We start from the raw sequence: 11,890 nt of genomic DNA on the forward strand, positions 1-11,890 counted from the left end.
TATTCATATGGCGGACCAGCACTTGCAGTAAAAACTTTAAATGCTAATTTTGGTTTGAATATTGAAGATTTTGTAACTGTAAATTTTACATCTTTACCTAAAATAATTGATTCAATAGGTGGGGTGAGTTTAAATATTACACAAGGTGATTTGACAGAGCTGCCAAGAGTAGGAATAACAAGTGTAGGAATGCAAAGAGTAAATGGTGAACAAGCGTTGGCATATTCAAGAATAAGATATAATGGTGGAGATCAACAAAGAACTCAAAGACATAGAAATGTTATGGAAGCTATGTTAAATGAAGTTAGAAATGTTTCAGTATCTAAAATACCAGGAATCTTAACAGAATTATTACCATATATGGAGACAAGCTTTACATCAACTGAACTTATTAGTTTAGGAACAGGTAGTGTAGGATTATTACAAAGTCCATTAGTACAACTTAGATTGCCAGAAGATGGAACGTATAGTCCATTAAAGAATACATCAACATATTATGCTGTATATGATTTAGATAAAGCAAAAGAAAAACTTAAAAGTTTTATATATGAATAAAAGAAAGTGCCTTTCAAATTTTTTTGAAAGGCATTTTTAGTTGAAAATTGATTTTCTTTTTTTTATAAAGAAAATTATATAGGTTATAAAAGGAATGATGAAAAAAACTAATAATAAGAAAAGTTGATAATATCGTAATGTATTAAAAAGAAAAAATTGGTTTTTTGAACAATAAAATGTAATGACAAAAGATATAATTGAAAAGATTATATTAAAACGTCTTTTATGATGAATTCTACTTTTTAGAATAATCATAATTGCTTTCAATGAAAGCAGATATTTTAATGAGTAGATAAAAACGGTTCGTAAAATATAAAAAAATTCACCACATTCGATAAATCCATTTATTTGAAGACGTTGATAATTAATAAATTCAGGGTAAAATATATTTCCAGCACGTAATGGGCCAAAAGTGGAAATGATCGAAAGGAAATATAGTGTAGTGGAAATAATAATAAATAAGCATGTTAAGAGAGAGTATTTTATTAAGTTAGTTGAGTCAGATATAAATCTTAGGTAAGGAAGAATAATTATAATAGAAGATAGTGAACCGAGTGAAAGTAAGAAAGAAAGAATTATTTCCTTTGAAATTCCATTAAATAAAATAGGAAAAATAATAGAAAAATCTTTAAAGTGAAAAAGAGCTACAAACATAATAAATGAAGTAAATAAAATTATAGACATACAAATTAAAACTATATAGCTAATAGTTTTAATATTTTTAGTAGATACATATGTTATAGGAATAAAGAAAAATAAAAGACAATACCAAATAGGAGTTTCGATGAAGTTATTTGTATGAATTGAACTAGAGTAAATAGAAGCAGATTCAATGCAACTAGAGAAAAAGCCTAAGAGAATTAGAGATACAAGAAAGTAACATAAATATTTAGGATAAACAGTGGAAAAAACTTCTTCTAATTTATAAGTATTACACTTAATAGAAGTATAAATAATAAAAAGAAAAAATAGCGTGAAAATTAAGCTAGCAAAAAAAGTAGCTAACCAGGTATCACGTACTCCAATACGTAAAAAAACTGAAGAATATGTTCTAAGTCCTATAGTTGAAACTGCTAATATAAAAAATATATAATGTCTAGAATTTAATTTTAACAAGAAAACATCGCTCCTCTTATGAAATAGTATTTAAATCTAGTATTTGCAAAAAAATGAATATTAAACATATTTTAAGAGATAATATTTTTAGGTGATGAAAATGAATAAATACTTAAATATTGTAAAAGAACAATTTAAAGATAGCTTTGATGTTAAATATAGAGAGGTGAATTGTTCACTTGGAAAAGCTACATTAGTTTTTGTAGATAATATGTGCAGTACACAGTTTATAAGTCAATACATAGTAATGCCTTTAAAAGAGAGAAAGTATGAATGTAAGACTGTTGATGATCTTCTTAAAAATGTATTAGATATAAATATAGCAAGCTATGTAGAAAATAGAAATGATTTAGACGATATATATTTACATATTGTATCAGGAGATGTGGTTATCTTTATTGATAATAAAGAAGAAGTTCTTTTTTGTGAAGCAAAGGGAATGGTTAGACGTGGAATTGGAATACCAATAACAGAGAATGTGTTAAAGGGACCAAGAGAAGGATTTAATGAACTTTTTGTTGATAATATATCCCTTCTTAGAAGAAAAATGAAAAATCCTAACTTGAAATTTGAGCCTACATATGTAGGAGAAAAAAGTAAGACCGTAGTTTGTTTAGCATATATTAAAGGAGTGGCTCCTAATGGATTGATTAAGTATGCAAGAGAAAAAATTAAAAGCTTAAATATGGAATTTTTATTAGATACAAATTATATTGAGGATAAATTGAAAAATAAAGAATCAATTTTTGATACGGTAGGATATACAGAGAAGCCAGATGAAATTGCTGCAAAGATAATGGAAGGAAGAGTTGCAATTTTAGTAGATGGAACTCCTTTTGTAATAACAATTCCATACTTTTTTTTAGAGAATTTTCAAATGCCAGATGATTATTATGTAAATAGAGTATTTGCAAATTTTACACGAATTTTAAGATGGCTTGCTTTTTTTATAGCAACATTTATGCCTGGAATTTATGTTGCTATAATTACATATCATTTTTCTTTAATTCCATCATTATTTTTATTTAGACTTGCAGTTTCAAGGGCAGGAATTCCAATTCCAACAGTGCTAGAAGTTATTGTAATGATGATTTCTTTTCAGATAATAAAAGAGGCTGGTCTTAGGCTTCCACAGCCAATAGGAAGTGCTATGAGTATAGTATCAGCATTGATACTTGGAGAGGCAGCTGTAGGTGCTGGAATTGCATCAAGAATAACGATTATAGTTATAGCATTAAGTATGCTTAGTTATTTCTTAATTCCTAAAATGTATGGTGCTTTATCTATATGGGCAATGGTTTTTGTAATTATAGGAGGCTTTTTTGGTCTTCCAGGAATTTTCTCAATGAGTATCGTATTTATAGGAAAAATAGCTGAATTAGAAACTGGTGGATATCCTTATTTATTTCCTTTAGGAAGTTTTGAAAAATTTAAATTTAAAGATGTTTTTTTTAGAGGTAAATTGGGAAGAATTTCAAAGGAAGTACTTTGGGAGGAAAAAAAAAATGAGGAAGATTAGAAAAATAATAAAATTAGGAATTTTAATTTTAGCTATAATTCTTATGTTAGCAGGATGTTATAATTATAGGGAGATAAATAATGTTACTTTTGTTACAAGTGTGGTCTTTGATTTAGACCCACTTGGGAATGTTGTAATTTATATGGATTGTGTAAAACCCTATAGAAATAATGACCAAAGTTCTGATAATGGAAAGAGAATAATATATAAGGGTACAGGAAAAACAACATTAGAAGCAATAAGAGATGTTAATATGGCATCAAGTTATAAGATAAATTATACACAAAATAGAGTGATAATTTTTACAGAGGGAGCTGCAAAAGTTGGAATTGGAAAGTTTTTAGACATTATAAATAATGATCAAGAATTTTTAGTAAGACCATATGCTTTTGTTTATTTTGGAGATGTAAATAAATTACTTAATTTAGTTGCATCAGATGAAGAGTACTTAGGATTATATTTAACAGATTTAGTAGAAAAAAATAAGGCAAATCCTAGAGCAATAGTAACAAATATAAATGAATATATAACTAAAAGTGAAATAGGAACAAATTACTCTTTATTAGGAGCAATTGAAGTAAGAAAAGATGTTATAGATGAAAGAGTAGAGCTAAGTGGTGGTGTTATATTACAAAATAATATGATGAAAGAAAGAATAAGTATGCTCGATGGATTAAGTTATAATATTTTAGCCAATAATATAAAAACAGGAACATTAGAACTCGTTAATCCACAAATGGATAAAGGATTTATAACACTAGAGATATTAAATAATAAAACAAAAACAAATATAGATTATGATGGAAATAGGGTATTATTAAAAAAAGATATAAATATAAGAACAACACTTGCAGAAGAACAAGGAAGATTTGTATTAGATAAGGAATCTTTAAAAAATATAAAAGATGGTGAAGAAAAAAGAATAAAAGCACATTTAGAAGAATTCTTTGATAGATTTAATAGGAAAAATATAGATATAATGGGTATAGAAAGATTATTAGAAATGAAATATCCACATTTAATAAAAGGAAATATTCTTAGTATTGTAGATATAGATATAGATGTTGATGTGGAAATTGAAGGTAGAAGTGTAGTGAGAGATAGTTTCTTTTAAAAAATAATAAAATATCAGAGTATAAAAATGATAAGTGTGAATATAATTAATTAAAAGAATTTATAGGGGTTGAGAAAAATGATTCAAATATTTTGCAGTGAAAGAGGTGCTGGAAAAACTAAAAAGCTTATAGAGAAAGCTAATGAATATAGAAAAGAAGCTAGAGGTAATATAATATTTATAGATGATGATAGCACTAATGCAAGGCTTGTAAATAGGGAAATTAGATTTATATCTACAGAGGAATTTAAAATAGAAGGTTGTATAGCTTTTTATGGGTTTTTATGTGGTATATTATCAAATGATTATGATATTGAACATGTGTATATAGATGGGCTTTTGAGTATTGTACAATGTTCTTTAGAAGAAACACGAGAATTATTTTTTAAGTTATCAAAATTATGTGAAGAGTATAGTGTAAAAATATTTATTAATGTTAATAATGAAAAGATAGAAGATATTCCAAGATTCATAAAGGAGTACGCATAGAATGTAAATGATTACCAAAGGCTGGTTGAGATGCAATCAGTCTTTTAATTTTTAGAAAAGTTGAATATGGATAAAGATAAAGATATAATGAAAAGAAAAAAGAAAGCTTAAAAAATAATAATTTATAGAAACAGAAAGGTGATTAAATATATGGCGTTATACGCAATATCAGATTTACATTTAGCATTAAATACAGATAAACCAATGGACATATTCGGTGAAAAATGGGCATCTCATGATGAAAAAATAAAAGAAAATTGGTTAAGTAAAGTAAAAGAAGAAGATACAGTTTTAATTGCAGGTGATATTTCATGGGCAATGAGATGGAGTGAAAGCGAAGAAGATTTAAAATTTATAGATAGATTACCAGGAAAAAAAATAATCTCAAAGGGAAATCATGATTATTGGTGGACGAGTATAACTAAATTAAATAGTATTTTTGAAAATACTAAATTTCTTCAAAATAATTATTATATTTATGAAGATTATGCAATATGTGGAACACGTGGATGGATTCCTAGAAATGAAAAGTATACAGAGCATGATGAAAAAATATATAAAAGAGAATGTATAAGATTAAAATTATCATTAGATGAAGCAAAGAAAAATGGATATAAAAAATTTATTGTAATGTTACACTATCCACCAACAAATGATAGGTTTGAAGATTCAGAGATAACAGATATTTTAGAGGAGTATAAGATAGAGAAGGTTATATATGGACATATTCATGGATACGGACTTAAAAATATATTAACTGGAACTAGAAATAATATTGAATATGTAATGACTTCTTCAGATTATTTAGATTTTGATCCAATAAAATTATTATAATAAAAATATTTATACATAGCCTTACTTTTTTGATATAATTATGAGTAGAGAAAAAGTAAGGTGGTTTTTATGGCAGTAAATGATTGGAAAACTTTTCTTGTGCCTTATGAACAGGCTGTAGAAGAGTTAAAAGTAAAATTAAGAAGTATAAGAAAAGAATATAGAAAAAGAAATGAATACTCTCCTATAGAGTTTGTTACAGGTAGAGTAAAAGAGATTTCTAGTATACTTGAGAAAGCAAATAAATTTGGAATTCCTGTAGAGAGAATTAAATTTGAAATGGAAGATATATCAGGAATTCGAGTTATGTGTCAATTTGTAGATGATATAGATAAAGTTGTGGAGCTTTTAAGAGCAAGAAAGGATATGACAATTCTTTATGAAAAAGATTATGTAAGAAATGTAAAAGGAAGTGGTTATAGAAGTTATCATATGATAATTAAATATCCTGTAAATCTTGTAGATGGGCAAGTTGAAATATTAGCAGAATTTCAAATAAGGACTCTTGCAATGAATTTTTGGGCAACTATTGAGCATTCATTAAATTACAAATATAAGAAACAAATACCGCCAGAATTGAAAGTTAAATTAAAAACAGCAGCAGATGCAGCATTCATTTTAGATGAAGAAATGTTAGAGATAAAAGATGAGATAAAAGATGCACAAAAATTATTTGAAGTTAAATCAGGTATAATATCAAGCATAATGAATAATATAATGAATCTTATATCAATGGGGAAAATAGCTGAAGCAAGTAGATATGAGAAGGCTCTTAACAAACTAATAGATGATGGAGATGTATTAGAGTTAAATAGTTTATTACTTTCTATAAAAAAAGAAACCGAGAAATATAGAGAATAGGAGGGGCTACCATTTGGTAGTCCCTTAAATTATGATTTTATGGATATAATTTAACTTGAGTAATATAGTCAGAAATGCTAAAATAAGAATATAACATAAGAGAATAGTTATTTATTAATTATAAATATTATTTAAAGGTGGAAAAATTATGAATGAGAAAAAAGAAATAAAAACAGATGAACTTAAAAGAAATGGTCTTTTAATAAAAGACATTAAAAATCCAAGTGAAGAACTTCAGTTAATTGCAGTAAAAAGCAATCCATTAGCAGTTGAATATATAGATAACTTAAGTGAAGAAGCAGGATTACTTGCAGTTACTAATCTTTGGAATGCATTAAAGTATATAAAAAACAAGACAAATAAAATAATTGAAAGAGCAGTTTCTGTAAAGGGATGGGCAATTCAATATGTAGAAAATCCTAGTTATGAAATAAAGAAGATGGCAATAGAAAAAGACTATGATGCAATAAAATATATAGAAAATCCTGAGCAAGAACTTCAAGATATAGCAATATCAAAATATTGGGGAGCTATAAAATTTATAAAAAATCCAAGTAAGGAAAGTAAAGTTTTAGCTATAAGTAAGAATGAAGAGGCAGTAAACTTTATTTCAAATTACTCTTATGATGAAATTGCAGATTTTATAGATGTAAATATAAATGTAGTAAAGTATGTTTATGATTCAATAGATCCAGATTTAGTTGTAGAAGTATTAAGAAAAAAATTAGAAAATAATGAAATGACTCATAAATATATGCAAGATTTTATTGATTTAGAGTTATTGCAAATGGATAAATTAGATTTTGTAAGAACTTATGGTGATAGAACGGCTAAAAAATATATTGTAGATTGTGTTTTATAGAAGAGAGTGGTGAAGTATGAAATATTCAGATATAAAAAATGCTATTAAATTAGTAATGAGTGTAGGCGATGTTCCAATTATTGTTGGAGAAAGTGGAATTGGAAAAACATCTTTAGTTAAGGAAATAAGCAAAGAAGAAAATGCAAAACTTATAACAATAGATGCTAACCTTTTAAAAGAAGGAGAAATTGGAGGGCTTCCTACAATAAAGGATGGAAGAACAGTTTATGCAACTCATAATAAGTTAGCTTTAGCAGATGAAGAAACTAAAAAAGGAAATGATGTAATAATATTTATAGATGAACTCAATAGATGTGAGCATGCAGTTCAACAAGAACTAATGAATATTATTTTAAATAGAGAGATAAATGGATTTTATATAGATGAAAGAATAAAAGTAATTGCAGCTGTAAATCCATTTAGTAGTGATGGATATGGTGGAGACGGATATGATGTAGTTGAAATGGATTTAGCTCAAAAAGATAGATTTGTTTGGTTAGATATGGAAGCAGATGCTAAGGAGTGGATGAAATGGGGAATGAAAGATAATCATATTGATGATTTAGTAATTCAATTTATTTCAGCTTTTCCAGACTATCTAACTACTAAAACAATAGATGGAGAAATAAAGCCTAGTCCAAGAAGTTTTGAGAGAGTATCGAAGGTATTAAGAGTATATAAAGAGAATAAAAGAATGTATACAGAAGATGTTTTTATGAATATTGTAAAAGGTAATGTTGGAAATGAAATAGCATTAGATTTTATGAATTTCATAAAAGAAAATAGTAAACAAATGATAGAAGTAAATCAAATTTTTGAATTTGATGTGTTGACTTCTGAAATGAAAGAAATGATAAAAAAAGAGTCTACATCGAGGTTGTATATTTTGATAAAGAAAGTATTAAATTATTTAGAAGATGAAGAAGTGAGAAGTAAAAAAATAAAAATTGTAGGAAGTCTTTTAGATCTTTATCCAAGAGATTTAAGACTTGGAATAATGAAAGAAATAAAGAGAGATTTTAAAGATGGACTTTATGAAGAACTTTTAGATACAGATGAATTCTTAAATGCATTCTTTAATATTTATGATTATTAAGATTTGGAAGTGATTTAATGAGATTCGAAGAAAAGAGAGAAGGTCTTTTTAGAAGAGCTTTGGTAATAAATAAAACCAAAGAGTATGATGCAAATTTTGAAAAAGAGTTTTTTGATCTAGTGTCAGAAGTTGTGATTTATTTAATGAAAGGTGAAAATGCATTCTTTGGAAGTTTTATGCTAAAGATAAAAAGAAAAATAAATCTTAAATTAACTTGTCCTTTAGGAACTATCCCAAATGGGATTGAATATATAATGTTTTTCAATCCATACCTGTTTCTTCAATGTTCTATACAAGAGATGGGAGCTTTATTTAAACATGAAATATACCATATAATGTTTTCACATTATAGTAGAGAAAAGGAACTTAGAAATTCTTTTTCAAAAGAGGCTGTAAATGTAGCGTTAGATGTATCAATAAATCAATTTATAAAAGATTTACCAATGGATGCTATGAGGTTAGATAGAGTACAAAAAATGTATAATATAGAACTTAAAGAAGATATGCCAGTTGAATATTATGCAAAAGAAATAGATAGACAAATAAAGAGAAGAAAAAAAGAAGAGAAACAAAATGTAGAAAGTGATAATGAAGAAAGAAGATTTGATATAGGAACAACTCACGATATATGGGAAAATTTAGAGATATCTAAAGAGTTAGAAGATAGTATAAAGAATAAAACTATAAATGGAGTGGATATATCACAGGTTCCTCAAAGTATTAAAGAGTATATGAAAGATAAAGGTGAGGCAGAAGTTCCATGGCAAAGTATTCTAAAGAAACTTATTCCATCTATAGAAAGAGGATATAAAAAAACTACCGCAAGATTAGATAGAAGACAAAGAGAAAGATTAGATTTAAGAGGAAGACTTAGAGATAAAATTCCAGAGATAATTGTAGCCGTTGATATTAGTGGTAGTGTTAGTAAAGAGGAGTTTAGGAAAATTATAATTGAAGTAATGCAAATTGCAGAATCAAGACGTGCAAAGGTTAAAATTATAGAATGTGATAGTGAGGTAAGAAGAGTATATGATGTAAACTCTATAAATGAACTTAAAGATAGATTTGATTCATTAGGTTCAACAGCTTTTTCACCAGTATTTGAATACCTAAAGAAAAATAGATTAACTAATAGACCAGTAATTTACTTTACAGATGGTGAGGGGGAAAAAGAGTTATCAGTTAAATGGAATAAGAAAAATATAATTTGGATATTAACAGGAGAAGATGAAGAATTATCTCTTAAAGATGGACCATATATGGTAAAAAAATTGAATAATATTAAAAAAGAAAAAATAGATAGATCAACTGGTATAAAAATGTTTAGAGAAATGATGCCAGATAGAAGAGAAGGATAAATTTTGAATTTATCCTTCTATTTTTAACAAAAAATTAATAAATTAATAGAAAAAGAGAAGGGGATATGATAAAATTATCATGTGGGGGATTGAAGAAATGAGAAGGGTAAATTATTTTAAAGTAGTGATAAGTATACTTCTAATAAGTTTAGGAATGAATGTTTATTTAAGTGTAAATAAGCATATATACAAGGAAAAAGCACTAAAAGATACGTATTCAGATTTAATAAAAGTAAAAAATAAGGCAAAAAATAGTGAAGAAGTTTTAGAAGTGATATTAAAAAAAGAAAAGTATCAAGGGGTCGAGATTCTATACGTTTACAATGATTTTAAAATTATGTCAAATAGTATAACAAATCTTTGGTGTGATTATAGTTTTTTTGAAGAGAAGCCTGTAATTACAGGAAAAAAAATTAATATGAATAGTCAATTACAAGGAGATGTATTTTATAGAATAGAGGAATATTTAAATAATATGTTAGCAAAAATAATGCTAGATAATAAAAAAGAGTATAGTTTAAAAGAAAAAGAACGAAAAGATATAGAAAAAATAAAAAGTTTTTTAAACGAGATAAATACTGTATTTAAAGAACATAATGAAAATGAGTTAAGTGGTTTAGAAGGAGCAATTAGAGAGAAAGAAGTAATGAAAAAAGAGTATTGGATTGATATATTAGAAAAAATAAATGATGTTAATATGAAATATTCAGACTATGATTTTTCTAATGAAGCACAGGAACAAAATAATATTTAAAAAAACTTGCTGAGGCAAGTTTTTTTGTTTTATTATAAAGAAGAGGGATTAAAAATTAAGGAGTAAAAATGGGATATTTTTTAGTTTGTATAACTACACTTATTGCAGTTATTATAATAGTAAAAAGAAATTTTAAAAAGAATAATAAAATTATAAGAAAAATAGCGAATGTTGTAAAAAGTATAAATATAATATATTATAAAATTTTTACTAGTGGAAAAATAGTTAAAAATTTGATAGTAGGAGTATTAATTTTAGTTGCAGAATTTTTTACCTTTATGAGTATAACATCAGGTGTATGTAGTAATTTAGAGTTTAGAGGTAATGGAATATTAGAGCTTATTTTGAAGATAATAATTACTGTCGGAAGTTGTATTTTGATATTTTACGCTATAGGATATGTACTATTATTTAGTGAAAGAATAAATAGTTTTATAAGAAGTAGTGAAAATAAAGATTTTAGAATTGATTTTTTATTAAGTTATTTTCTAATAAGCATATATATGTCAGTTTTAATTATGTTTCCTAAAGAGTTTGAAAAGATCGGATATATAGTTCTTTTAGGAATGGGGATAAGTTATATATTAAATATGAAGCTTATATTTAGTATACTCATTAATCCAAGAACTATTAAGAAAAAAGGTGAGGAAGAGTTAGCATTTTCTAGAGTTATGATAGTATCAGTTCTAATATTGGGAATGATAATATTGAGTCTTTATTTAAGTGTTTGTGCTGTAAGTACTATAGGAGGAACAGGATTTAGTAATACAAATGGAAATTTTAGCTTATTTTATTATACAATAATTACATTTACAACTGTAGGTTATGGAGATATTGTTCCATTGACAGAACTTGCTAGGATACTTTCAATAATCATATCTATAACAAGTGTTATATGTATAACTATATTTTTAAGTAGCATATTATCGTATAGAGAAAAATTAAAAAGTGAAGAATAAAGAAAGGCTAGAAGTAAATTAATCTTCTAGCCTTTTAAATTTTAAATAGTTTAAGATAATAATTAGAATATAAATTAATAAAAAGGAAAACATAATAATAAGATAATAAAAGAAAATTGAAGAAAATTATAATTTAACATAAAAAAATCGGAAAAAATGGCGGAATTTGAAGAAAAATTTTCTTTGACCTTCTTTGACCTTGAGGTTATAATAAGATTAAGATAAGAAATAAACACGAGGTGAATAAAATGAATGTAGAAAAAATGACATTAAGAGTACAACAAGCTTTAAATGAGGCAAATGGTATAGCAATGAGAAATAAAAGTCCTCAAATTGATACAATTCATCTTTTAGGGGCATTATTAGAACAAAA

General features: G+C 26.1%; 12 protein-coding genes. 11 read left to right on the top strand and 1 reads right to left on the bottom strand.

Annotation, left to right across the window (positions count from 1 at the left end):
* Positions 1-555, top strand: a 555-nt coding sequence (locus ACRDDY_RS12020; protein WP_438565187.1) for an LCP family protein, incomplete at its 5' end; no start/stop codon positions are given.
* Positions 556-591: 36 nt separating this feature from the next.
* Here ACRDDY_RS12020 and ACRDDY_RS12025 read toward each other — a convergent pair.
* The gene (locus ACRDDY_RS12025) at positions 592-1,671 is read right to left on the bottom strand and encodes a GerAB/ArcD/ProY family transporter (RefSeq protein WP_438565188.1); all 1,080 of its coding nucleotides are present in this window, start codon (positions 1,669-1,671) and stop codon (positions 592-594) included.
* A 100-nt stretch (positions 1,672-1,771) separates the two neighbouring features.
* On the opposite strand from ACRDDY_RS12025, the gene ACRDDY_RS12030 reads away from it, so the two are divergent.
* From ACRDDY_RS12030 to ACRDDY_RS12075, 10 genes are all read left to right on the top strand, one after another.
* On the top strand, positions 1,772-3,190 hold the full coding sequence (locus tag ACRDDY_RS12030) for a spore germination protein (RefSeq protein WP_438565189.1): 1,419 nt from the start codon (positions 1,772-1,774) through the stop codon (positions 3,188-3,190).
* A complete protein-coding gene (locus ACRDDY_RS12035; RefSeq protein WP_438565190.1) occupies positions 3,177-4,304 on the top strand; it encodes a Ger(x)C family spore germination protein in 1,128 nt (375 codons plus the stop codon). Before ACRDDY_RS12030 ends, ACRDDY_RS12035 begins: the two co-directional genes overlap by 14 nt.
* 78 nt (positions 4,305-4,382) lie before the next feature.
* A complete protein-coding gene (locus ACRDDY_RS12040; RefSeq protein WP_438565191.1) occupies positions 4,383-4,793 on the top strand; it encodes a hypothetical protein in 411 nt (136 codons plus the stop codon).
* Positions 4,794-4,943: 150 nt separating this feature from the next.
* The gene (locus ACRDDY_RS12045; protein ID WP_438565192.1) at positions 4,944-5,627 is read left to right on the top strand and encodes a metallophosphoesterase; all 684 of its coding nucleotides are present in this window, start codon (positions 4,944-4,946) and stop codon (positions 5,625-5,627) included.
* 69 nt (positions 5,628-5,696) lie between these two features.
* Positions 5,697-6,488 carry a GTP pyrophosphokinase gene (locus tag ACRDDY_RS12050; RefSeq protein WP_438565193.1) on the top strand — a complete coding sequence of 264 codons (792 nt, stop codon included), beginning with the start codon at positions 5,697-5,699 and terminating at the stop codon, positions 6,486-6,488.
* A 148-nt stretch (positions 6,489-6,636) separates the two neighbouring features.
* Positions 6,637-7,350 carry a hypothetical protein gene (locus tag ACRDDY_RS12055; protein WP_438565194.1) on the top strand — a complete coding sequence of 238 codons (714 nt, stop codon included), beginning with the start codon at positions 6,637-6,639 and terminating at the stop codon, positions 7,348-7,350.
* A gap of 16 nt (positions 7,351-7,366) precedes the next feature.
* The gene (locus ACRDDY_RS12060; protein WP_438565195.1) at positions 7,367-8,446 is read left to right on the top strand and encodes an ATP-binding protein; all 1,080 of its coding nucleotides are present in this window, start codon (positions 7,367-7,369) and stop codon (positions 8,444-8,446) included.
* Positions 8,447-8,463: 17 nt separating this feature from the next.
* Positions 8,464-9,804 (top strand): vWA domain-containing protein, encoded by a 1,341-nt coding sequence (locus ACRDDY_RS12065; RefSeq protein WP_438565196.1) that lies wholly within the window; start codon positions 8,464-8,466, stop codon positions 9,802-9,804.
* A gap of 97 nt (positions 9,805-9,901) precedes the next feature.
* Entirely contained in the window at positions 9,902-10,558 is a 657-nt protein-coding gene (locus ACRDDY_RS12070; protein WP_438565197.1) for a hypothetical protein, read from the top strand.
* A gap of 68 nt (positions 10,559-10,626) precedes the next feature.
* A complete protein-coding gene (locus ACRDDY_RS12075; protein ID WP_438565198.1) occupies positions 10,627-11,517 on the top strand; it encodes an ion channel in 891 nt (296 codons plus the stop codon).
* Positions 11,518-11,890 lie beyond the last annotated feature (373 nt).

Source organism: Clostridium sp., from assembly GCF_051656525.1.
GTDB lineage: Bacteria > Bacillota > Clostridia > Clostridiales > Clostridiaceae > Clostridium.

What these genes read in the sequence shown, in the direction of transcription:
- ACRDDY_RS12030 (WP_438565189.1), top strand. Translation starts at nt 1,772, where the DNA reads ATGAATAAATACTTAAATATTGTAAAAGAACAATTTAAAGATAGCTTT.
- ACRDDY_RS12035 (WP_438565190.1), top strand. Translation starts at nt 3,177, where the DNA reads ATGAGGAAGATTAGAAAAATAATAAAATTAGGAATTTTAATTTTAGCT.
- ACRDDY_RS12040 (WP_438565191.1), top strand. Translation starts at nt 4,383, where the DNA reads ATGATTCAAATATTTTGCAGTGAAAGAGGTGCTGGAAAAACTAAAAAG.
- ACRDDY_RS12045 (WP_438565192.1), top strand. Translation starts at nt 4,944, where the DNA reads ATGGCGTTATACGCAATATCAGATTTACATTTAGCATTAAATACAGAT.
- ACRDDY_RS12050 (WP_438565193.1), top strand. Translation starts at nt 5,697, where the DNA reads ATGGCAGTAAATGATTGGAAAACTTTTCTTGTGCCTTATGAACAGGCT.
- ACRDDY_RS12055 (WP_438565194.1), top strand. Translation starts at nt 6,637, where the DNA reads ATGAATGAGAAAAAAGAAATAAAAACAGATGAACTTAAAAGAAATGGT.
- ACRDDY_RS12060 (WP_438565195.1), top strand. Translation starts at nt 7,367, where the DNA reads ATGAAATATTCAGATATAAAAAATGCTATTAAATTAGTAATGAGTGTA.
- ACRDDY_RS12065 (WP_438565196.1), top strand. Translation starts at nt 8,464, where the DNA reads ATGAGATTCGAAGAAAAGAGAGAAGGTCTTTTTAGAAGAGCTTTGGTA.
- ACRDDY_RS12070 (WP_438565197.1), top strand. Translation starts at nt 9,902, where the DNA reads ATGAGAAGGGTAAATTATTTTAAAGTAGTGATAAGTATACTTCTAATA.
- ACRDDY_RS12075 (WP_438565198.1), top strand. Translation starts at nt 10,627, where the DNA reads ATGGGATATTTTTTAGTTTGTATAACTACACTTATTGCAGTTATTATA.